Here is a 20672-nt window from a genome sequence, read left to right on the forward strand (position 1 = left end):
CCCAACGCCGAGGTTGCGCGCCAGCGCAACATGAGGCGGCGGGAGCCCCCGCCCCCGTTCAGCGTTCGAAGACACGTTTCCCGCCAACCCAGGTCCCGATCACCTTGCCTTCCATCCGCTGCCCGTCGAACGGCGTGTTCTTCGACTTCGACCTCAAGGCAAACCGATCCAGTACGAAGGGCGCATCCGGATCGAAGAGCACAAGATCCGCTGGCGCTCCGACCTCCAGCCGCCCACCCGGCAACCCGAGCCGTCTGGAGGGGTTCAGCGCCATGGCCCGGAAGAGCTGCGGAAGGCTCAGCAATCCCGCGTGGTAAAGCCGCAGCGCAGCAGGCAGGAACGTCTCCAGCCCCACGGCGCCCGAAGCCGCCTCCTCGAAAGGCAGCCGTTTGCTCTCCTCGTCCTGTGGCGTATGCATGGAGGAGATCGTGTCGATCACCCCCGCACTGACGGCCTCCACCACCGCCAGCCGGTCCGTCTCCGACCGCAGGGGAGGCTTGACCTTGAAGAACGTCCGGTAGTCGCCGACATCCAGCAGGTTCAGCGTCAGATGGTGGATCGAGGTGCCCGCCGTCACGTCGAACCCATTGCGTTTCGCCCGCTCCAGCGCGGGTAGCGCCCTGCGCGTGGTGATCTGGTCGGCGTGGTATTTCACCCCGGTCATCTCGACCAGGGCGATATCGCGGTCGAGCCCCATTCGTTCCGCCATTGGCGACACGGCCGGAAGGCCCTTCAGCGAAGCGAACTTGCCCGAAGTCACAGCGCCTCCCTTCGACAACCCTGGCTCCTGCGGGTGCGCAATCACCAGAGCCCCCATCGATCGGGTGTATGTGAATGCGCGCGACAGGACCTTGGTATCGGTGGTCACGGTATCACCGTCGGAAAACGCCACGGCACCGGCATCCTGGAGAAAGCCGATCTCCACCATCTCCCGGCCTGCGCGCTGCTTCGTCAGCGCAGCCATGGGTGCGATCCGGACCGGGCTGTCCTCGGATGCCCGCCGCGTCACGAACTCCAGTGTTTCGGGTGTATCGATCGCCGGCAGGGTATCGGCGCGTGTCACCATCGTGGTCACGCCACCGGCCGCAGCGGCCATGCCGGCGGTGCGGAAGCTTTCCTTGTGCCGCTCGCCCGGCTCACAGATTTTCACCCCGATGTCGACAATCCCGGGCGCCAGCACCTTGCCGCCGCAATCCAGCGCGCCCTCCGCCCGCGTATCCCCTGCCACGACCGAGGCAATCAAACCGTTCTTGACCGTGAGGGTGCCAAGCGTCTCTGTCCCGGCCTCGGGATCGATCAGGCGGGCATTTGTCAGTGTCAGGTCGCTCATGAAGCCCCCCTGTGGTTCTGGATCTGGCGCATGAGGCCCAACACCTCACGACCGTCTGGAATGAGTTCGAAACCGATGCGGTTCTGGCCTCGGGCAGTCTTTCGCCTGTCGGCGAAGCGGATGCTCTGAAGCGCGCCATCCTCCAAGTCGAGCACGGTCCCGGCATGGATCGGCCAGGAGTTCCGGTCGCGCTGGCCGAGGATTTCCGTCGCGATGAATGCACGCCGGTTGGTCAGTGTGTACCAGCTCCGTTTGCGTCGATAGGCATCGATCAGGACCTTGCCGCCGGCCTTGTCGAATCCCACCCACAGGAAGGGCAGTCCGAACAGCGGGAAGATAATCCCGAAAATGTTGCCGTCCCCGATAGAGGCCCGCATAGCCCCCGAAATCCAGAACACCGCGAACCCGAACATCACAAGCCCCGTGAGCACGTTTCCGGGTTCCAGTCCGCGGAAGGACACCTGCCCCGAGGGCCGCCCCTGCCACAGGATCTCCTCCCCGTCGTCGAGCAGCCCATCCCATCCCGGCGGTGCGTCACTCATCGCTCGCTCACCCCTGCGGTTTCGGCGATACGGCGCTGAACCTCGGCAGGATCGGCCATGTAGCGGATCAACTGCTTGTTGCCGTCCCGCGTAATCAGCTGCACCGCGCTCCCGAGGGTGCGCACCTTGTCGAGATCGCGCAGCGCAACGCTCCGGCCCGATGTGGCGGTGATCGCACGGGCGCTCAGGTCCCAGCGCAGCCCGAGTTCCTCGGACGCCAGGTAGCCTCCGCGCACGGCAATGGCGAGGCAGGCGCCCACGGCACCGACCCAGAAGTCAGGATTCCCCAGCAGAAAGAGAACCAGCGTCGCCAGCACGGAGAGCGCTACAGCCATAAGAACATGGTCCCGAATGTAAATCCGGCGATCCGGCTGCCAGCTCCGGATCACGCGGTCCACCTCGGCCACAACCCCGTCCTCAGTCATCGCCAGCCTCCCGCGCCGCGCGCAAGTTGCGAGCCAGCAGATCCATCGCGGCCATGCGCACGGCCACGCCCATTTCAACTTGCTCCTGAATCACCGAGCGGTTGATGTCATCGGCGATGGTCCCGTCGATCTCCACACCCCGGTTCATCGGACCGGGATGCATGACGATCGCATCCTCCTTCGCATGCGCCAGCTTCGCCGCATCCAGCCCGAACCGGTGATAGTACTCCCGCTCCGAGGGGATGAAGCCGCCATCCATCCGCTCTTTCTGGAGCCGCAGCATCATCACGACGTCGCAATCGGCGAGCCCCTCTGCCATGTCGTCATAGACCTCCACACCCCAATCGGCCGCCCCCGAGGGAACCAGCGTCGGCGGGCCGACCAGCCGCACCCTGTTCTCCATCTTGCCCAGCAGCAGGATGTTCGAACGCGCAACGCGCGAATGGGCAATGTCGCCACATATCGCGATGTTCAGGCGGTGCAGGCGCCCCTTGGCCCGGCGGATCGTCAGCGCATCGAGCAGCGCCTGTGTCGGGTGCTCATGCCTGCCGTCGCCTGCGTTCAGAACCGCACAATTCACCTTCTGCGCCAACAGGTCGACAGCGCCCGAATGCGGGTGTCGCACAACCAGGAGGTCGGGATGCATCGCGTTCAGGGTCAGGGCGGTGTCGATCAGCGTTTCGCCCTTCTTGATCGAACTCGCCTGCATCTGCATGTTCATCACATCCGCCCCGAGCCGCTTGCCCGCCAGTTCGAAACTGGCCTGCGTCCGGGTGGAGTTCTCGAAGAACATGTTGATCTGGGTGAGCCCGGCGAGGGTATCGGAATGCTTCACCGAGGCCCGGTTCAGCGCCACGTATTCATCGGCGAGATCCAGAACACTCGTGATCTCGATGGGGTGTAGCGTTTCGATACCCAGAAGATGTCTGGCGCGGAATGTCATGGGCCCCTCCGATATGCTGCGCCGCTTATAACAGAGCCGTCGGCACCGGCAACGCGGCCTGCTGCCCTCCTGCGACCCAAGGCGCCCCGGGCGACCGCTGGCAAAGCCACACCACTCCGGCCACTTCCCGATGGCCGCCCGATGGGATAGCAACGAGGCATGGACCAGGACCTCACTCCCTACGATGCCTTCGCCGCGCTCGATTTCCAGATCGGGCTGGGCGTGGACGAGGCAATCGGCGAGGCGCCCGTGGACCGCTACGCACAGAGCCGCGAACAGGAAGATCGCAAGCGTGCCGCTGCCGAAGCGCGCCACAACGACCCCTTCCCGCTGAAGAAGACACCGCCTGCGCCGGTCATCGCCCCGAAAGTGGATCCCGTGGCCGAAGCACGCGCCCTAGCCGAGAGCGCCGGATCGCTCGAAGACCTGCGCGACGCGATGGCCGGGTTCGAGCATTGCGACCTGAAGAAGGGCGCGCGCTCGCTGGTTTTCTCGGACGGAAACCCTAACGCGCGGGTGATGATCATCGGCGAAGCCCCGGGCCGGGACGAGGATATTCAGGGCCGCCCCTTCGTCGGCCGTGCCGGGCAGTTGCTCGACCGGATGCTTGCTGCCATCGACCTGTCGCGAGAGGCGACAGATGCCGGGAAATGGGTCTACATCACCAACGTGTTGCCGTGGCGCCCACCGCAGAACCGCGACCCGAAGCCCGAAGAGATCGCCATGCTCAAGCCCTTCGTGGAGCGGCACGTGTCGCTGGTGCAGCCCGACCTGCTTGTTCTGATGGGCAACATATCCTGTCAGGCCGGGCTGGGGCGGCGCGGGATCACCCGGCTTCGTGGCAATTGGACAGAGGCCTACGGCTTGCCTGCACTGCCCATGTTCCACCCCGCCTACCTGCTGCGGAACCCGTCCGCCAAGCGGGAGGCCTGGGCGGATCTGCTCGACCTGCAATCCCGCCTGCGCAACGACAGAGCCGCCGGATGAGCCCCAACACCTTTCCGATACCGACTTGCCAAACCGAAAGCCGACAGACATGCACAGCCCCGCCTCAGAGCGCACGTTCATTCCCGTTCGCATCGCCATCCTGACCGTTTCCGACAGCCGCAGCCTTGCCGAAGACCGTTCCGGCGACACGCTGGTGGCGCGATTGGAAGCGGCGGGCCACATCCTTGCCGACCGCGCAATCGTCAAGGACGAACGCAGCGAGATCGCGGACCGCTTGCGGGCCTGGTGCGCCGACCCGGCCATCGATGTAGTGATCTCCACCGGGGGCACCGGCCTGACCGGCCGGGATGTGACAGTCGAGGCGCATCGCGATGTATATGAGAAGGAGATCGACGCCTTCGGCACGTTCTTCACCATGGTATCCGTCAAGAAAATAGGCACCTCGGCGGTGCAGTCCCGCGCCTGCGGAGGCGTTTCCGGCGGGACTTATCTCTTTGCGCTCCCGGGCAGTACAGGCGCCTGCAAGGACGGCTGGGACGAGATCCTGGAACCGCAACTCGACTATCGCCACATGCCCTGCAACTTCGTGGAGATCTTTCCACGGCTCGACGAGCACAAGCGCCGCAAGTGACCATGCTTCAGGCTTTTTGGCGGATCTGGCAGAAAAAACCGACCAGAATGGCGGGCTGCCACGTAACAACACCGTGGCTTTGCCGATCGGCCTTCCCAGACTAGACTCGGCAGGCCATAGCGAACGGGCGTCACATCTGAAGGCTGAGCCATGCTGTTTCTCCGACGGTCTCTCACTGGGCTGTTTCTTCTATCCCTCACGTTGGGGCTGCTTGCATATGCAGGCGGGGTCTTTTTCGACGCCCTGGAAGAGCGCGCCAACCGGGAGAGCCGACAGCGCCCCGCGCGGGAACGTATCATTTCGGTCAACTCGGTCGAGGCGCAACCCGGGTCCGTGATCCCGGTCATATCGACCTTCGGAGAGATCCAAAGCCGCCGCTCGCTCGAAATCCGCGCCGGCACAGGCGGGCGCATTGTCCAGTTGAGCGAGAACTTTGAAAGCGGTGCGCAGGTGGAAGCCGGTGCGCTGCTGGCACTGGTCGACCCCAAGGACGCCGAATCCGCGGTTGAAGTGGCGCGAACCGACCTTGAGGAAGCCGAAACCGAACTGGCGGATGCGGAGCGCAACCTTGCGCTGGTGCGGGATGAACTCGCCGCTACCCAGGCGCAGGCCGACCTGCGCACACAGGCCTTGCAGCGCCAGCGCGACCTTGCAGCACGCGGAGTGGGCACGGAGGCTGCGGTCGAAACCGCCGCCCTGGCCGAAGCCAGCGCCAAACAGGCCGTCGTCGGCCGTCGCATGTCCGAGGCTGCGGCCGAGACACGGGTCGGGCAGGCAAAGAGCCGCCTGAACCGCGAGAAACTCGCGCTGGCTGTTGCCCTGCGCGATCTGGAAGATCACGAGGTTCGCGCGACCTTCAACGGCACCCTATCCGATGTCACCGTGGTCGAGGGCGGGCTGGTGTCGCAGAACGAACGCCTCGGTGCCCTGATCGATCCCACCGCGCTGGAGGTCGCGTTTCGGCTGTCCACCACGCAATATGCGCGGCTTCTGGACGATGCCGGTGACCTCATCGGTGCGCCGGTCCGGGTGACGCTGGACGTGCTGGAACTGGACCTGGAGGCCACGGGGCGTATCACGCGCGTGAACGCCCTCGTCGGCGAGGGACAGACCGGGCGACAACTCTTCGCCCGCCTCGACCAGTTCGCAGGCTTCCGTCCCGGCGACTTTGTTTCGGTGTCCATCGAGGAGCCGGAACTGCGCGGGGTGGTCCGCCTGCCAGCGACAGCGCTCGATGCCGCGAACACCGTACTTGTGATCGGCGAGGACAGCCGATTGGAAGTTGCCGAAGTCAGCCTTTTGCGGCGCCAGGGCGACGACGTGATCGTTCGCGCCGACGACATTGCCGGCGCCCGCATCGTTGCCGAACGCACACCGCTCATCGGGCCGGGGATCCGCGTAAAGGACCTCTCGGCCGATCGGGCCCCAGAGATGGCGGGGACCGACGCCACCACGCCGCAACCCATGGGCGAAGACGAGACGGTGGAACTGACCGATGAACGTCGTGCGGCGCTGATCGCGGCCGTGGAGGGCAACACGCGCATGCCCGCCGATGCCAAGGAACGCATCCTGTCACGCCTCCGGCAGGACCGGGTCCCGGCCAGCATGGTCGAGCGGATCGAAAGCCGGATGGGGGGCTGATCCATGGCCATGCCCAGACGGATAAATGGTGCGCAGGGGCTGCTCTCCTATTTCACCCGCCACAAGACGGCGGCCAACCTGCTGCTGGTGGTGCTCATCGCATTCGGCTTCTATGCCTTCCCCCAGATGCGGGCGCAGTACTTCCCCGACGTTGTGCTCGACACGGTCACGGTGACCGTCAACTGGGATGGTGCCGGGGCGGATGATGTCGACACGGCAATCGTCGAACTGATGGCGCCGACCCTCCTCGCGGTGGACGGAGTCGAAAGCTCAAGCTCCACCTCGCGCGAGGGAACCGCACGGATTTCACTGGAGTTCGAGCCGGACTACGACATGTCACGCGCCACCGAAGACGTGCAACAGGCTGTCGATACGATCACCACCCTGCCCGACGACGCCGACGACCCCGTCGTGCGCCGGTCCGTCTGGCGGGACAGGGTGTCCGACGTGGTGATATCCGGCCCCGTGGGCGTCGATCTTCTGGGACGGTTCACCGACGAGTTCGTCGCCCGGCTCTTTACCGAAGGCGTGACACGCACGACGATTCGCGGCCTCGCGGCGCCGCAGGTCGTGGTCGAGGTGCCGACGCTTGCGCTGGTGCGCAACGACGTGACCATGGCCGAGATATCAGAGGCGATTGCGGGCGAGGTGGCGGCCGATCCGGCCGGTGACGTGAGCGGAGCCAATGCGCGGGTTCGTACCGGCGTGGAAAAGCGATCCGCCGACGAGATATCCGGTATCACCTTGCGTTCGAACCCAGACGGCTCGCGGCTGACAATCGGCGATATCGCGACGATCCGTGTCGAGGGGGCGGACCGGGACCGAGGGTATTTTGTCGGGCTGAACCCGGCAATGTCCATTCGTGTCGACCGGTCCGCGCAGGGCGATGCGCTGGAAATCCAGGACACGGTGGAGCGCGTGGCCGCGGATGTCATGGCGGGCCTTCCCGCCGGCGTGACCATCGAACTGATCCGCACCCGGTCAGAGGCGATCTCGGGCCGCCTGAACGTCCTGATAGAGAATGCCCTCATGGGGCTGGCGCTCGTGGTCGGGCTGCTTTTCCTGTTCCTCAATGCGCGCACGGCGCTCTGGGTCGCGGCGGGGATCCCGGTCGCATTGCTGACCGCAATCGGGTTCATGTGGGCGGCAGGGCTGACGCTAAACATGATCTCCATGTTCGCTTTGCTGATCACCCTCGGCATTATCGTCGATGACGCCATCGTCGTGGGAGAGCATGCAGATTTCCGGGTCCGACGGCTGGGCGAGCCCCCGGTCGAAGCCGCAGAGAACGCGGCGCGGCGCATGACGGGCCCCGTCTTTTCCGCCACCATCACCACGGTCATCGCCTTCTTTGGCCTGACCGTTATCGGGGGAAGGTTCGGCAACCTGATCGCCGACATCCCGTTTACCGTGATCGTCGTGCTGTTGGCTTCGCTGGTGGAGTGTTTCCTGATCCTGCCCAACCACCTCGCCCATTCTCTGCACGCCGCAACGTCGAAGGAGGCATGGTACGACTGGCCGTCACGCATGGTGAACAGAGGCTTCACGTGGTTCCGAACCACCATTTTCCGCCGCCTGATGGGGGTCGTGATCTGGGCGCGCTACCCCGTCGTCGCCGTGCTCATGGTGATCCTCGCCAGCCAGGTCGTGCTGCTGGTGCGCGGCGACGTGCAGTGGCGGTTCTTCTCGGCGCCCGAAGAAGGGTCTGTGTCAGGCAATTTCGCGATGGCCCCCGGCGCGACGCGGGACGACACGATAGCGCAAATGCGGGCGATGCAGGCAGCGGTGGAGGCACTTGGCCAGAAATACGAGGCTGAGTATGGCACGAACCCCGTGACCTACGTGCTGGCCGAGGTTGGCGGCAACACCGGGCGCGGTCTGTCCGGGACGGAATCGAAGGACGCCGACCAGCTCGGATCCATCGCCGTCGAGCTGATCGACCCGGACCTGCGCCCCTATTCGAGTTTCCAGTTTGTCGGCGACCTGCAAGACAGTGTCGCAAGGCACCCTTTGGTTGAAACCATCAGCTTCCGGGGCTGGCGCTCCGGCCCGGGCGGCGACGCGCTGGATGTCCAGTTTTTCGGCGCCAGTTCGGCACAACTCAAGGCTGCAGCCGAAGCGCTCAAGGACCGCGTTGCTCAGTTCGGCGAGGTCTCCGCCGTCGAGGACACCCTGTCCTATGACAAGGAGGAACTCATCCTCGAACTTACCCCGCAGGGTCAGTCGCTTGGTTTTACCATCGACGAACTGGGCCGAGTGCTGCGCAATCGCCTGAACGGGATCGAAGCCGCGACCTATCCTCTGGGACCGCGCAGCGCGGAGATCCGGGTCGAACTGCCCGAAGGCGAGCTGACCGCCGATTTCATGAACCGCACGAAGCTGCGCACCCCCGCTGGCGACTACGTGCCGCTGGCGGATATCGTGGAGGTGGAACGGCGCAACGGCTTCTCAATGATCAACCGGGAGAACGGCATCCGCGTGGTCAGCGTCACCGGGGACATCGCCGACGATGACGCAGCGCGGGCCGAGGAAATCACCCAGATCCTGCGCAACGAGGTCCTGCCGGAGATCGAGGCCGAGTACGGAGTCGCCTCCCGCCTGTCCGGGCTCGCCGAGCAGGAGCAGGATTTCCTGAACGACGCGCTGGTCGGCTACAGCTTTTGCATGCTTGGCATCTACCTGACGCTCGCCTGGGTTTTCTCAAGCTGGTTCCGGCCGCTGTTGATCATGGCGGTGATCCCCTTCGGCCTGATCGGGACGATCTATGGTCACGCGGCCTGGGGCTTGCCACTGTCCATGTTCACGGTGATCGGGATCATCGGCATGTCCGGCATCATCATCAACGATTCCATCGTGCTGGTGACGACCGTGGACGAGTATTCGCGCGACAGGGGGCTTTTCCCGTCGATTGTCGATGCGGCAGCGGATCGCCTGCGGCCGGTTCTCCTGACCACGCTTACCACGGTCATCGGCCTCGCGCCGCTGCTGTACGAGCCGTCGCGACAGGCGCAGTTCCTGAAACCGACGGTGATCACGCTGGTTTATGGCCTCGGCTTCGGGGTCGTGTTGGTGCTGTTGATCGTGCCTGCACTGCTTGCCATGCAGCACGATATCCACCGGCAGTTCGAAGCCTTCCGCCGCGCCATACGAAATCCCGGGCGGACAGGTGGTGTCGCCGCGATGACCATCCTCGCGGCGGTCGCCACACTTGCCGCGTTCCTGGCCACGATGGGTGCGGTCCTCGCGACCGGGGAGGTCTGGGCACCGCTAGCCTCGTCGCTATCCTTGGGGGACGTGTCCCTGTTCATGGCTTTCGGGCTGTTTGCCGCAGCATCGCTGGCAATCGGGGTCGCGGCCTTCGTCCTCGGCGCTGTGGCACTGCGGATTGCCGGGCCGAGACGGAGGGTCGACACCCCCTGACAGGCTGTTCCCGCGATCAGTTCGTGGTGCAGCCCTGAATATCGACCGCGTGGTTGGCGCCGATGACCGTGAACCGGAGCGCGCTGCGATCGAGCGCCATCGGCCGCCCGGTCGGCGGAACAAGGTCGGCGGTGACACGAAGCGCATTGCCGGCGCGGTGCGCATCGGGTTCCGACACCCAGATATGCGGATCGCCGGCTTCTACGAGCGCGACTTCCTCGCCCTGAAGACGTGGCATTCGGATGGTCGCCTGAAGCGCCAGCCCGTCAGAGATTGGTTCAAGCTCGCAATCCACGGAGGAGACCCCTGCACGCGACCCTGGCACCGGACGCTGCGCGAGCGCATCATGGATCGTCGGATCGGATGCCCCAAGGCCCGACAGCTCTGCCTTGAAGGTCAGATGTGCGGGCATACAGATCGTCTCACACACACCGAGGTCCATCCTGCCCCGAATGACAATCGGCTGGCCCGGGTGACGAGGGTGCAACTCGATCGGCAGGACAAGCTCGTCCTTGTAGCCGATGCTGCGCATACCATAAGTGGTGAACACCTCCGGGCTCGGCCAGTGGTACTGCACCCCGCCAAGGTTCTTCGAACCCTTCCAACTGAAGCTCGGCGGGATGCCGGAATCACCCGGTGCGCGCCAGTATGTCTTCCACCCCGGCAGCAGTCGCAGGTGCAGCGCCGCCATTCGGGTGCCGTTCTCTGTCACCCATCCACCGAGGATCTTCGCCTGCACGACGTCCTGAGGTGCCCCGCCGGCCTTGGCGGAGAATGGCGAAACAGTGCCGGCAATCATGGCCGCAGCCAGCAGAAGTCGTGAAAAACGGATCATGAGCGCGACAATACGCAGCCCCCGCAACATGGGAAATCACATAATGGCGAACCTCCTCACCTGCGCGCTCACGTACTCTTGTGTGGTGCAGCGCTGCACCGCATTGTTCCCGCGATGACACGCTCCGAATCTCTCATGGATCTCTCCGGTAAACTCCTCATTGCCATGCCCGGCATGAGCGATCCCCGATTTGACAAGTCGGTGATCTTCATGTGTGCCCATTCCGAAGATGGCGCCATGGGGTTGATCGTGAACCAGCCGGCCGTGGACCTGATGTTCGACGACCTGCTGGAGCAGCTTGAAATCCCAATGAGCGAGCCGGACCTGCCGACGGAGATCCACGTCGGCGGCCCGGTCGAACACGGGCGGGGGTTCGTACTGCATTCCTCCGAATACGAGATCGAGGACACGACCTTGCGGGTGGACGATCACTTCAGCATGACGGCGACACTTCAGATCCTTGAAGACATGGCCTTTCGGCGCGGTCCGAAGAAGGCCCTGCTCGCGCTCGGATACTCGGGTTGGGCCCCCGGACAGCTGGAGGGCGAGATCGCTCACAACGGCTGGCTGACGGCCGAGGCCAGTCACGAAATCGTCTTCGAGGCGGACAATTCCCAGAAATGGGAAATGGCGCTGGCGACGCTCGGAATCGATCCGCTGACGCTCAGTGCCAGCGCCGGGCGCGCCTAGGGGCGTGGCGCGGCGGCACGGGTCAGGCGGTCGTTGATCGCGCGCCCGAGCCCATGGTCCGGGATCGGTGAGACAGCTATGGGGGCATCCCCTCTGGCATCCATCCGCCGCAAATGGTCGAACAGGTTGGCCGCCGCCTCAACGAGGTCTCCGCCGGGCGACAGGTTCAACGCCGCCCCATGCACGTGACCGAAGCCAAGCAGCCGTTCTCCGGGCTCTGGGCTGTCCACGTTGAGCCGTACCGGCGCGCCGGGGGCGTAGTGGGACGCGAGTTGCCCCGGGGCATTGGGCGTATCGCCAACCGGCGCGTGGGCGAGCGGGCGGCCCAGCGCAGCTTCGATCGCCTCGGCCGGCAAGCCACCCGGGCGCAGCATCCGGGGATGGTCGAAACAACCGATGATCGTGGATTCCACGCCGACCTCCGCCGGTCCCCCATCCAGAATCGCTGCAATTCGACCATCGAGCCCATCGAGGACATGTTCCGCGCGGGTCGGGCTGACCTTTCCGGAGATATTGGCCGACGGCGCCGCCACCGGCCCGTCGAAGAGGCGAAGCAGTTCCTGCGCGACACCACCGCCCGGAACCCGAATGCCCACCGTTTCCAAACCGGCCGACACCAATGGCGAGAGCCCGGAGTCTTCTCGCAGCGGCACCACCAGGGTCAGGGGGCCGGGCCAGAAGGCATCGGCCAGCGCCATCGCATCGGTCCCGAACACCCCGTGGCGTTCCGCCGTATCGAGGTCGGCCACGTGCACGATGAGCGGATTGAAACGAGGCCGGCCCTTGGCTTCGAAGATTCGCGCCACCGCAGCTCCCTGCCGCGCATCGGCGCCGAGGCCATAGACCGTCTCTGTCGGGAAGGCCACGAGTTCCCCGGCGCCAAGGAGTGTGCGGGCACGTGCAAGACCCGCCAGATCTGCTTCGAGACGTTCGGTTACAGGGGGCATGAAACCTCGTGACGCTGCGTCCGTTTTGTGCCGCTGTTGTGCAGGCGTTAGACTTCCTTTTGAACCAAGGGTGATACGCCTTGGGCACCGCCCTGCCAAGGCCGCATGTTGAGGTGAATCCCGATGTCCTACCGCGCTCCGCTCGCCGATTTCCATTTTCTTTTCGAAACCCTCGTCGGTCTGGACCAAGTCCGGGCCACGGACATGTTCTCCGAAGCGACCGAGGACATGACCCAGGCGATCCTGTCAGAGGCAGGCAAACTCTGTGAAGAGGTGATCGCTCCGGTCAACCGCGCCGGCGACGAACATCACTCCACGCTGGAAAATGGCCGCGTGCGGGCGGCGCCCGGCTATGCCGAGGCCTACAGCGCAATCGCCGAGGGCGGATGGGTGAACGTATCCGGCCCCGTCGAGCATGGCGGCATGGGCCTGCCGGTCGCGCTACAGACCGCGATCAACGACATGATGTCCTCCGCCTGCCTGTCGCTGCAACTCAACCCGTTGCTAACTCAGGGGCAGATCGAGGCGCTGAATGCCCACGCCTCGGACGAACTGAAGGACCTCTACCTGCCGAAGCTGATCTCCGGCGAGTGGTCGGGCACGATGAACCTGACAGAGGCGGGCGCAGGCTCCGACGTCGGCGCTCTGGTCACCCGGGCCGAACGCAACGATGACGGCACCTATGCGGTGACAGGGCAGAAGATCTTTATCACCTGGGGAGATTGCGATTTCGTCGAAAACGTCTGCCACCTCGTTCTGGCCCGCCTGCCGGATGGTGCGCCGGGGACGAAGGGGATCAGCCTCTTCCTCGTGCCGCGCAACCTGCCGGATGACAACGGGACGCCCGGCCTTGCCAATGGCGTGAAGGTGGTGAGCCTGGAAAGCAAGCTCGGCATCCACGGATCACCCACCTGCGTGATGGAATTCGACGGCGCCAGGGGCTGGCTGGTGGGCGAGGAACATCGCGGAATGGCCGCGATGTTCACGATGATGAACAATGCGCGGCTGGGCGTTGCCGCACAGGGTATCGGGCTGGCGGAGGCCGCAACCCAGCACGCCGTCGCCTATGCAATGGAGCGCAAGCAGGGCAAGGTCGGTGGCACCGGTACGATCGTTGAGCATGCGGACGTGCGCCGGATGCTGATGACCATGAAGTCGGAGACCTTTGCCGCCCGCGCTATCTCTCTCGCCAATGCGGTGGCCATCGACATGGGACACGCAACCGGCGATGCGGACTGGAAGGCACGGGCGGCCCTTCTGACGCCGATCTCCAAGGCCTATGGCACGGATATCGGCCATGAGGTCGCCAGCCTTGGCGTACAGGTGCATGGTGGCATGGGCTATATCGAGGAGACCGGCGCCGCCCAGTACCTTCGCGATGTTCGGATCACACAGATCTATGAAGGCACCAACGGCATTCAGGCAATGGATCTGGTGGCACGCAAGATGATGGATGGCGGGGCCGCGGCCTACGCGCTGCTGGACGAGGTGGAGACCAATGCCGAGGCCGCACGCGGAACGCTTCCGGACCTCGCAAAGCCGATGTTCAACGCCGCCGAGAACTTCCGGGAAGTGACCGAATGGCTGGTCGAGCAGGATATGCAGGACCGCTTCGCCGGTTGCGTGCCTTACCTGCGCGCCTTCGCCCGGGTGCTTGGTGCGCACTATCACCTGATGGCGGCCATGGCCGAAGGCGGGACCGGCCCGCGCACCAGCCTTGCGACCTTCCACATCAAGCGCCTCCTGCCGGAACACGAAGGGCTGATCGCGCAAGTGCGCGAGGGTGCCGAGGGTCTCTACACCATGAGCGTCGAAGATTTGCAGGCCGTGTGATGGACGCGCGCCCGCTCGCTCCGCTCCGCTATCCGCACGAGGCTCCGCCAGCAGAGGGTGAGGCAATCGAGGTTGCCGACGGCGTGCTGTGGCTGCGCCTGCCGCTGCCCATGGCGCTCGACCACGTGAACATCTACGCGCTCGACGATGGCGACGGCTGGACCGTGGTGGATACCGGGCTATCGAGCCGGCGCGGCCGGGCGCTTTGGGAGCGGATCATGACGTCCGGGCCGCTGGCGGGGAAGCCTGTGGCACGCGTGGTGGTCACCCATCACCACCCCGATCATGTCGGGCTGGCCGGTTGGTTCCAGTCGCAACACGGCGCGGAGCTGGTGACAAGCCGCACGGCATGGCTCTACTCCCGGATGCTGACGCTCGACGTTCAGGAAAGCTGGCCCGAGGAAACACTGGCCTTCTACCGCGGCGCGGGCATGGACCCGGAGGTCCTTGCCCGCCGCATGGAAGACCGTCCGTTCAACTTCGCCGATACCGTGTGGCCCCTGCCGCTCGGGTTCACACGCGTCAGAGAAGGTGACGTCATCCGCATCGGCGGACGTGACTGGGACGTGCACATGGGCAATGGCCACGCGGCCGAACATGCGACTTTCTGGAGCCGGGACGACAGGCTGGTGCTTGGGGGCGACCAATTGCTTCCATCCATTTCCCCCAACCTCGGTGTCTACCCGACCGAGCCGGATGCCGATCCGGTGGGCGACTGGCTGGAAAGCTGCGAACGGCTGGCCGGTCTTGCGCGAGAGGACCACTTTGTCCTGCCCGGCCACAAGCTGCCGTTCACCGGTCTGCCGGTCCGGATGCGGCAGTTGATCGACAACCATCACCACGCATTGGAGCGGCTGCTTGCACACCTTGATCAGCCGAGGACGGCGCATGACTGCTTCCAGCCGCTCTTCAAACGGCAGATCGGGGCCGGCGAATACGGTCTGGCCCTTGTGGAATCAGTCGGACACCTCAATCATCTGTTGCATGCGGGTCACGTGATCCGTCAGCGCCGTCAGGACGGTGCCTGGCTCTGGCAGCGGGTCGGAGCGGGTTGAACAACGGGAAGGATACCAGCATGGCAGGTGACAAGGACCCGAAAGGTCCACACGCCGACGAGGCCAATCCCCCACGCGCCCACGCAGTTCACGCCGATCCGGAGGCCCGTCGCGGTTTCGAATGCCATCCCCTTCCGGAGGTCGCCCGCACTCCACCCGAGAAGAAGAGTCCGGCCAAATGGGCCTATGAGCGGCTCATCCTCTATATCAAGAACTTCGAGGACCTTCTGGACGGCGACCACGAGGTCGCAATGGGCTTCACCGGCGCGACCGCAGGCGTTCTGCGGATCGAGGGGATCGGATACTTCGACCCCGATATCGTGACATTCTACGGCACCGACGGCGCCGGCACCCGGACCCAGCTGATCCAGCACGTGAGCCAGTTGAACGTCATCCTGCGGGCGCTGCCCAAACAGGGCGAAACCCAGGAGGCCCGCCGCATCGGGTTCCGACTCGCGCAGGAGTTGAACGAACAGGGCGACGGCGAGGCCTAGAGACTGGTCGCATGGATCCGAGATTTGATCGGCGAGGCTCTTAACACCGCCCGATTGATCCGCTAATCAGGCTGAGCGACAGGACATTCAACGGGAGGCGCAAGGCGCATGGCAGACTCGAAGTACGAACACGGCAGCATGGACATTTCCGTGCAGGAGAAGACCTTTGACGGGTTCATCCGCATGGTGACCTGGGGCGCCGTGATCAGCATTCTGCTGCTCATCTTCATTGGCCTGGTCAACGGCTGATCCGGGCGCCTTTCCTGGACACGGCAGAGAAGGCAACAGGAGATCCCAAAATGAAGAAACTGTTGCTGGCACTGTGCCTGCCGTTGCTGCTGGTTGCCTGCACCGGCTCCGGCCCCTGGGCGCCGGACGAGGCCGTTCAGGCTGCGCGCTACCGGGCCCCCGGTCCATCGACCATCACGCTTTTCACCATGGTCAACAATCGCTCCAACGAGGGTGCGCATTCGGGGCTGATGGTCAACGGCTCGCAACGGGTGATCTTCAACCCGGCGGGCACCTTTCACCATCCCTACGCACCGCAGCGCGCGGACGTGCACTACGGCATCACCGATCCGCTGCTGGATTTCTTCATCGACTACCACGCACGCAACACGTTCCGGGTGATCCGGCATGACGTCGAGGTGACACCGGAGCAAGCCGCCATCGCGCTCGCTCGAATCGAGTCCTACGGCGCGGTCCCGAACGCGTTCTGCACGACCTCCATCGGGCGCATCCTGCGCGGAGTTCCCGGGTTCGAGGACGCCCCGTCGTCCCCCTTCCCAAAGGCAACAATGCGCTATTTCGACAAGATCCCCGGCGTGAAGATCTCCCGCTATTATGACGGCGGCCCGGATGATCGTTCCGATCTCTATTCGGACGGCGAAAGCAACACGACCTATGTCGCCGACAACCCCGCAGCGCGGGCGGATATCATCGTCGAATACGGTCCCGACCCGGGATACAACACCCACCCCGAGTTGCAGTAGCGTCAGCCTAGCAGGTAGAGCGCGAAATAGAGCGTGCCGAGCCCGCAGGCGATTGCAGCAAGCAGGCTGCGCGTGATGTATCCCGACGCTGCGGTCACGAGCGCGGCCAGGATCCGGGCCAGATCCGGTTGACCGCCGGTGGCCTCCGGCCAGGCCACAAGCGGTGCCACGAGCGCCGGCAGAACCGCAACGGGCGTGTATCGCAGGTGGCGCTGGACCCAAGGCGGGAGTTCCCGCCCCCCGATCAGCCCCAGGAACGAAAACCGGATCAGGAAAGTGCCCACCGCCATCCCGGCAATCAGGGCCCAGATTTCCCAGGTTGCATAGGTCATCCTACCGCCCTTCGTGTCTTTCCGGCTGTCAGCCTGCGCTCCAGCTCTGCGGCGCAGACCAGCGCCACCGCGGCAGCGACCAGCATGCCGGTGTTGTAGGGCAGCCCTGCCAAGACCAGCCCCAGCACAGATGCCACGAATGCCGCCACCACATGCGGAAGTGTTCGGAGGGCCGGCGCGACAACGGCGATGAACGTGATCGGCACGGCAAAATCGAGCGCGATTTCCGGCGGGATCTGCCCGCCAACCACTGCGCCGAGATAGGTGAACGTGATCCAGCAAGGCGCAACCAACGACACCGCCCCCATGTAGTAGGCGACCCGCTGGGACAGGGGAATATCCGGGCATTCTTCGAATTTCACCATGCTGAGAGCATAGTTCTGGTCGAACATCAGGTAGGCCATCGCCATCCGCTGCCACATCGGCGCCGCGCCCAGGTAGGGCACCAGCGAGGCGGAATACATCGCCATCCGCAGGTTCACCGCAAGCGCGGAAGCCAGAACGATCAGCGCGGGTGCATTGTCCTGCATCATCTGCACCGCGGTGATCTGCGCCGCCCCGGCAATGACCAGCACGGTGAAGCCCATGATCTCCCGGATACCGAGTCCGGCCTCCGTGGCAATGACACCGAACAGGAAGCCGAAGGGCACGACGACGATCAGGAATGGGGCGCTGCTGCGCATTCCTGAAAGGAAGGCCGCAAGGGGTGTGGTGAAGTTCACTGGCAAGCTCTAGATTGCAATGGTCCGCGCATAGGGGATCCCGGCGCGGGATGCAATCAGTGGCAGCCGAACGGCTGAAAGGACGGGCGGGCGTGCGTGTCGAGCGAGGGTTTCGCGAAGAGGACAGGGACCAGGTGGCGCGAATGTTCTGGGAAGCATTCTCCGGCAAGCTCGGGCGAATTCTAGGCCCACAGGACCTTGCGCTGCGGTTTCTGCATGGCGCGGTTCGCCCCAGCCACGCCCTGACGGTTCTGGACGAGGACGGCACCTTGCTCGGCGTCGCCGGGTACAAGACCCAACGCGGCGGTTTCGTGGCGGCAACCTATGGTGACCTTGCGCGGGTCTACGGTGCCATCGGCGCGGTCTGGCGCGGCGTGCTGCTCGACCTGACCGACCGGCCGATGGCGGAGGGGCAATTCTTGATGGACGGGATCTTCGTTGCGTCGGATGCGCGTGGCCGAGGTGTCGGCACGACCCTCATCGAAGCGATCATGCAGGAAGCCGCCCGGCAGGGTATGCAGACCGTCCGTCTCGACGTCATCGACCGGAATCCGCGTGCGAGGGCGCTTTACGAAAGATTGGGGTTCATCCCGACTGGCAAGGTGCGGACGCGGCCGTTCGGTCGCATCTTCGGGTTTCGGGAAGCGACGACCATGACATGTCCGGTGCCGCCGCGCCCGCGATCAGTCAAACGTCCCTGACACCCGCCCCACAAGCATGAACGCGCGCGCCGACCGGGTTTCGGCGAAAGCTGCGATCTCTGCATCCGTCGCGTTCTTCTCGAAGCTGGCAAACGTGGTGTCGAAGCGCCGCAGGAAGTGATGGGCACAGTCGCGGAACACGGGGTCCTGCCGCATACGTCCTGCCGTCAGTGCCAGGCTGGAGCGGTCACGGATGCCGCCGAGTCCGGCAATGCTGCGCCCGCGCTCGCCTTCTGCGAACTTGCGCCAGACCTCTGCCTGGGCACTGTCCGGGGCAAGGTCGTCCATGTAGATCCCGTCTTCGGCGAGAAGCGTCAGGATGTCCTGAGCGGAGCGCACGAGGGCGGAGGCCGTCGGGTCCTTCAACGCGATGCGCAAGGCCCGGAAGCCTTCCCTGTCCCGCTCGTCCTCGGGAAAGTTTAGCGCGCGGATGAAATCCTCCGACGAAATCCGTTCCGCGATATCCTCAACCGACGTGCCGAGGGCCAGCGTGGGTTGCGCGGCATCGGGCTTCGGCTCCGCTGGCTTCGCGCCCGAGAGCGCCGGTCGCTCGGTGGGCCGCAACCGGACATTCGCCTGCGCATTGACCGAGGTCAGGTGTGCCAAAGCGGCTTCGGTTTTCTTCTGGGCCCGCGCGATCTCGTCAAGCTTCTGTTCCAGTGGCAGCCGCAACCCGTCAGCCTGCTGCGGCGCCTGGCTCGAATAGGCATGCCGCATGGCATCGATGGCGGCCTGAAGCCGCGCACTCTCCTCCCGCATCTGCCTTGCATTGCGCGCCGACGTCACGGCGATCCAGATCAGCGCAACCGGCAGGAACACCGCGAGCAGGGTCATCAGGAACCGTGCTGGGTCGAAACCCGCCGTGTCGTCCCCGGGTAGCACGAGGAAAAAGACACCGGCGCCCAGAAGCCACAGCGCACTCACCGCCAGCCCGATGACATCGGCCGGGTCCCGCCCTGCCTTCGGGGCCGGAGGTGTGGTTGCGCCGAGTTTCGGGGCGGGTTTTTGGTTCATCGCGGGGCCGACTCAGACATATTTGATGCTGAGGATCTCATACCCCTTTTCGCCGCCCGGTGTGCGAACTTCGATACTGTCGCCCTCTTCCTTGCCGATCAGTGCCCGCGCAATGGGCGACTTGATGTTCAACAAGCCCCTTTCGAGGTCGGCCTCGGGCTCACCCACGATCTGGTAGGTCTTCTCTTCGTCGCTGTCCTCGTCGACGATTGTTACGGTCGCGCCGAACTTGATCGACCCCGAGAGCGACGCGGGGTCGATCACGTTGGCGAGGGAAATGTACCCCTCCAATTCCTTGATGCGCCCCTCGATGAAGCTCTGCTTCTCCCGAGCGGAATGGTACTCTGCGTTCTCGGACAGGTCACCGTGTTCGCGGGCCTCCGCAATCGCCTTGATGATGGCAGGGCGGTCCTCGGTCTTCAGCTTCTTGAGCTCGGCGTCCAGCGCGGTGAAACCCGCGCGAGTCATAGGTATCTTTTCCATTTTGGTCTCTGCACGATCTGGAATGTCGGGATGAGAGTTGAAGGCCCTTAACCCAAGCGGGCAAGGCAAAGTCAAGGGGTTTGCGGCGCCCGCTTCAATCCATCTTGCCGGGCTCCGGTGTTTGGCAAACTGAAAGCTGGCAGGTCATTGGCCGGATTGTCGACCCGATTGCCCGGCCAACAAAGCAACCTCGCCGAGAAACCACCATGCACGCCGACCGCGCACAGCCGCCCGGAGTTTCCCAGAGACAACCGTGTTCCGTCTCGAAACCTATGGAGGTGCTACGTGTTGTTCCCCGGGTGTCCGCTCCCGTTCCGTTTCCCGAGCATGAGTGCGTCCGTGCGCTTGGCGCCGAACAGGCACAACGTGTATTCCGAATCTACTTAACGGAGGTGAAGGCGCTTTTGAAGGCTCGTGGCGTTGGTGTGCCTCCTATTTGCCTGGACACAGACGGTTGCATGAAAATGGAGTATCGGCACAGGAATCCGAAGGACGCGCCTCACGGAAATGATGTGTTCGGGGAAATCATGATCCGCAAGGTGATTGATTGGTGCAACGCGCTGCCCCCGGACGCGGATGCGCCAGCGCCTGAGGGTGGTGCGATAGCGCACTGCGTCATTGTGATGCTGCGTTACAATTGACGACGTACTTTTGTGTCCGTTAGGCAGTGCCGCAGCTACATATTGTTCCGCAC

The 20672-nt window shown here is 64.5% G+C and carries 22 protein-coding genes; 12 read left to right on the forward strand and 10 right to left on the reverse strand.

All coding sequences use genetic code 11. From position 1 onward, the window contains the following. Positions 1-58 precede the first annotated feature (58 nt). Genes pyrC through CLV78_RS10235 form a run of 4 tightly spaced genes read right to left on the reverse strand, consistent with a single transcriptional unit; the run spans position 59 to position 3240 of the window. A complete protein-coding gene (gene pyrC / locus CLV78_RS10220; protein WP_106204708.1) occupies positions 59-1330 on the reverse strand; it encodes a dihydroorotase in 1272 nt (423 codons plus the stop codon). Then, entirely contained in the window at positions 1327-1872 is a 546-nt protein-coding gene (locus CLV78_RS10225; protein ID WP_106204709.1) for an aspartate carbamoyltransferase catalytic subunit, read from the reverse strand. The genes pyrC and CLV78_RS10225 overlap by 4 nt, the downstream gene beginning before the upstream one ends. Continuing rightward, positions 1869-2297, reverse strand: coding sequence for a hypothetical protein (locus CLV78_RS10230; RefSeq protein ID WP_106204710.1), 429 nt, complete (start codon positions 2295-2297; stop codon positions 1869-1871). Before CLV78_RS10230 ends, CLV78_RS10225 begins: the two co-directional genes overlap by 4 nt. Beyond that, a complete protein-coding gene (locus CLV78_RS10235; protein WP_106204711.1) occupies positions 2290-3240 on the reverse strand; it encodes an aspartate carbamoyltransferase catalytic subunit in 951 nt (316 codons plus the stop codon). The genes CLV78_RS10230 and CLV78_RS10235 overlap by 8 nt, the downstream gene beginning before the upstream one ends. Positions 3241-3399: 159 nt before the next feature. Here CLV78_RS10235 and CLV78_RS10240 point away from each other — a divergent pair, with 159 nt between their 5' ends. From CLV78_RS10240 to CLV78_RS10255, 4 genes are all read left to right on the forward strand, one after another. Continuing rightward, the gene (locus CLV78_RS10240) at positions 3400-4227 is read left to right on the forward strand and encodes a uracil-DNA glycosylase (protein WP_106204712.1); all 828 of its coding nucleotides are present in this window, start codon (positions 3400-3402) and stop codon (positions 4225-4227) included. A gap of 49 nt (positions 4228-4276) precedes the next feature. Beyond that, positions 4277-4819: a molybdenum cofactor biosynthesis protein B gene (moaB, locus tag CLV78_RS10245; RefSeq protein WP_106204713.1), complete on the forward strand. Its 543-nt coding sequence runs from the start codon at positions 4277-4279 to the stop codon at positions 4817-4819. 150 nt (positions 4820-4969) lie between these two features. Next, positions 4970-6460, forward strand: coding sequence for an efflux RND transporter periplasmic adaptor subunit (locus CLV78_RS10250; RefSeq protein ID WP_106204714.1), 1491 nt, complete (start codon positions 4970-4972; stop codon positions 6458-6460). A gap of 9 nt (positions 6461-6469) precedes the next feature. After that, positions 6470-9880 carry an efflux RND transporter permease subunit gene (locus CLV78_RS10255; protein WP_106204900.1) on the forward strand — a complete coding sequence of 1137 codons (3411 nt, stop codon included), beginning with the start codon at positions 6470-6472 and terminating at the stop codon, positions 9878-9880. Positions 9881-9896: 16 nt separating this feature from the next. Here CLV78_RS10255 and CLV78_RS10260 read toward each other — a convergent pair whose 3' ends face one another. Next, positions 9897-10715: a protein-disulfide reductase DsbD domain-containing protein gene (locus CLV78_RS10260; protein ID WP_245924927.1), complete on the reverse strand. Its 819-nt coding sequence runs from the start codon at positions 10713-10715 to the stop codon at positions 9897-9899. Positions 10716-10829: 114 nt separating this feature from the next. Here CLV78_RS10260 and CLV78_RS10265 point away from each other — a divergent pair, with 114 nt between their 5' ends. Then, a complete protein-coding gene (locus CLV78_RS10265) occupies positions 10830-11405 on the forward strand; it encodes a YqgE/AlgH family protein (RefSeq protein WP_245924936.1) in 576 nt (191 codons plus the stop codon). Here the strand turns inward: CLV78_RS10265 and CLV78_RS10270 are convergent. Continuing rightward, entirely contained in the window at positions 11402-12352 is a 951-nt protein-coding gene (locus tag CLV78_RS10270) for an L-threonylcarbamoyladenylate synthase (protein WP_106204716.1), read from the reverse strand. The two genes, CLV78_RS10265 and CLV78_RS10270, sit on opposite strands and share 4 nt — an antisense overlap. A gap of 123 nt (positions 12353-12475) precedes the next feature. Here CLV78_RS10270 and CLV78_RS10275 point away from each other — a divergent pair, with 123 nt between their 5' ends. The 5 genes from CLV78_RS10275 (at position 12476) to CLV78_RS10295 (ending at position 16726) form a co-directional block, all read left to right on the forward strand. After that, positions 12476-14185: an acyl-CoA dehydrogenase family protein gene (locus CLV78_RS10275; RefSeq protein WP_106204717.1), complete on the forward strand. Its 1710-nt coding sequence runs from the start codon at positions 12476-12478 to the stop codon at positions 14183-14185. Then, positions 14185-15240, forward strand: a complete 1056-nt coding sequence (locus tag CLV78_RS10280; protein WP_106204718.1) for an MBL fold metallo-hydrolase — start codon at positions 14185-14187, stop codon at positions 15238-15240. The genes CLV78_RS10275 and CLV78_RS10280 overlap by 1 nt, the downstream gene beginning before the upstream one ends. Positions 15241-15260: 20 nt before the next feature. Beyond that, positions 15261-15734, forward strand: a complete 474-nt coding sequence (locus CLV78_RS10285; RefSeq protein ID WP_106204719.1) for a DUF6173 family protein — start codon at positions 15261-15263, stop codon at positions 15732-15734. 108 nt (positions 15735-15842) lie between these two features. Beyond that, positions 15843-15983 (forward strand): aa3-type cytochrome c oxidase subunit IV, encoded by a 141-nt coding sequence (locus tag CLV78_RS10290; protein WP_106204720.1) that lies wholly within the window; start codon positions 15843-15845, stop codon positions 15981-15983. A gap of 50 nt (positions 15984-16033) precedes the next feature. After that, the gene (locus CLV78_RS10295; RefSeq protein WP_211300976.1) at positions 16034-16726 is read left to right on the forward strand and encodes a hypothetical protein; all 693 of its coding nucleotides are present in this window, start codon (positions 16034-16036) and stop codon (positions 16724-16726) included. 2 nt (positions 16727-16728) lie between these two features. Here CLV78_RS10295 and CLV78_RS10300 read toward each other — a convergent pair whose 3' ends face one another. Both CLV78_RS10300 and CLV78_RS10305 read right to left on the reverse strand, forming a co-directional pair. After that, on the reverse strand, positions 16729-17058 hold the full coding sequence (locus CLV78_RS10300; RefSeq protein ID WP_106204721.1) for an AzlD domain-containing protein: 330 nt from the start codon (positions 17056-17058) through the stop codon (positions 16729-16731). Then, the gene (locus CLV78_RS10305; RefSeq protein WP_245924938.1) at positions 17055-17780 is read right to left on the reverse strand and encodes an AzlC family ABC transporter permease; all 726 of its coding nucleotides are present in this window, start codon (positions 17778-17780) and stop codon (positions 17055-17057) included. The genes CLV78_RS10300 and CLV78_RS10305 overlap by 4 nt, the downstream gene beginning before the upstream one ends. Positions 17781-17839: 59 nt before the next feature. Here CLV78_RS10305 and CLV78_RS10310 point away from each other — a divergent pair, with 59 nt between their 5' ends. Then, the gene (locus tag CLV78_RS10310) at positions 17840-18481 is read left to right on the forward strand and encodes a GNAT family N-acetyltransferase (RefSeq protein ID WP_245924940.1); all 642 of its coding nucleotides are present in this window, start codon (positions 17840-17842) and stop codon (positions 18479-18481) included. Here CLV78_RS10310 and CLV78_RS10315 read toward each other — a convergent pair. Together CLV78_RS10315 and greA are read right to left on the reverse strand one after the other, a co-directional pair. Then, positions 18464-19495, reverse strand: a complete 1032-nt coding sequence (locus tag CLV78_RS10315) for a hypothetical protein (RefSeq protein WP_245924942.1) — start codon at positions 19493-19495, stop codon at positions 18464-18466. The genes CLV78_RS10310 and CLV78_RS10315 overlap by 18 nt on opposite strands. Before the next feature lie 12 nt (positions 19496-19507). Further along, on the reverse strand, positions 19508-19978 hold the full coding sequence (greA, locus tag CLV78_RS10320; protein WP_106204724.1) for a transcription elongation factor GreA: 471 nt from the start codon (positions 19976-19978) through the stop codon (positions 19508-19510). Between the two features lie 458 nt (positions 19979-20436). On the opposite strand from greA, the gene CLV78_RS23635 reads away from it, so the two are divergent. Further along, the gene (locus CLV78_RS23635; protein WP_146136675.1) at positions 20437-20619 is read left to right on the forward strand and encodes a hypothetical protein; all 183 of its coding nucleotides are present in this window, start codon (positions 20437-20439) and stop codon (positions 20617-20619) included. Positions 20620-20672: the final 53 nt, after the last annotated feature.

Origin of the sequence: Aliiruegeria haliotis, assembly GCF_003003255.1 — a bacterium.
In the GTDB taxonomy this organism is placed as follows: Bacteria; Pseudomonadota; Alphaproteobacteria; order Rhodobacterales; family Rhodobacteraceae; genus Tropicimonas; species Tropicimonas haliotis.

Bases quoted from the DNA above. Each gene is read 5' to 3' on its own strand.
- pyrC (WP_106204708.1), bottom strand. From the start codon at position 1,330: ATGAGCGACCTGACACTGACAAATGCCCGCCTGATCGATCCCGAGGCC.
- CLV78_RS10225 (WP_106204709.1), bottom strand. From the start codon at position 1,872: ATGAGTGACGCACCGCCGGGATGGGATGGGCTGCTCGACGACGGGGAG.
- CLV78_RS10230 (WP_106204710.1), bottom strand. From the start codon at position 2,297: ATGACTGAGGACGGGGTTGTGGCCGAGGTGGACCGCGTGATCCGGAGC.
- CLV78_RS10235 (WP_106204711.1), bottom strand. From the start codon at position 3,240: ATGACATTCCGCGCCAGACATCTTCTGGGTATCGAAACGCTACACCCC.
- CLV78_RS10240 (WP_106204712.1), top strand. From the start codon at position 3,400: ATGGACCAGGACCTCACTCCCTACGATGCCTTCGCCGCGCTCGATTTC.
- moaB (WP_106204713.1), top strand. From the start codon at position 4,277: ATGCACAGCCCCGCCTCAGAGCGCACGTTCATTCCCGTTCGCATCGCC.
- CLV78_RS10250 (WP_106204714.1), top strand. From the start codon at position 4,970: ATGCTGTTTCTCCGACGGTCTCTCACTGGGCTGTTTCTTCTATCCCTC.
- CLV78_RS10255 (WP_106204900.1), top strand. From the start codon at position 6,470: ATGCCCAGACGGATAAATGGTGCGCAGGGGCTGCTCTCCTATTTCACC.
- CLV78_RS10260 (WP_245924927.1), bottom strand. From the start codon at position 10,715: ATGATCCGTTTTTCACGACTTCTGCTGGCTGCGGCCATGATTGCCGGC.
- CLV78_RS10265 (WP_245924936.1), top strand. From the start codon at position 10,830: ATGACACGCTCCGAATCTCTCATGGATCTCTCCGGTAAACTCCTCATT.
- CLV78_RS10270 (WP_106204716.1), bottom strand. From the start codon at position 12,352: ATGCCCCCTGTAACCGAACGTCTCGAAGCAGATCTGGCGGGTCTTGCA.
- CLV78_RS10275 (WP_106204717.1), top strand. From the start codon at position 12,476: ATGTCCTACCGCGCTCCGCTCGCCGATTTCCATTTTCTTTTCGAAACC.
- CLV78_RS10280 (WP_106204718.1), top strand. From the start codon at position 14,185: ATGGACGCGCGCCCGCTCGCTCCGCTCCGCTATCCGCACGAGGCTCCG.
- CLV78_RS10285 (WP_106204719.1), top strand. From the start codon at position 15,261: ATGGCAGGTGACAAGGACCCGAAAGGTCCACACGCCGACGAGGCCAAT.
- CLV78_RS10290 (WP_106204720.1), top strand. From the start codon at position 15,843: ATGGCAGACTCGAAGTACGAACACGGCAGCATGGACATTTCCGTGCAG.
- CLV78_RS10295 (WP_211300976.1), top strand. From the start codon at position 16,034: ATGAAGAAACTGTTGCTGGCACTGTGCCTGCCGTTGCTGCTGGTTGCC.
- CLV78_RS10300 (WP_106204721.1), bottom strand. From the start codon at position 17,058: ATGACCTATGCAACCTGGGAAATCTGGGCCCTGATTGCCGGGATGGCG.
- CLV78_RS10315 (WP_245924942.1), bottom strand. From the start codon at position 19,495: ATGAACCAAAAACCCGCCCCGAAACTCGGCGCAACCACACCTCCGGCC.
- greA (WP_106204724.1), bottom strand. From the start codon at position 19,978: ATGGAAAAGATACCTATGACTCGCGCGGGTTTCACCGCGCTGGACGCC.
- CLV78_RS23635 (WP_146136675.1), top strand. From the start codon at position 20,437: ATGAAAATGGAGTATCGGCACAGGAATCCGAAGGACGCGCCTCACGGA.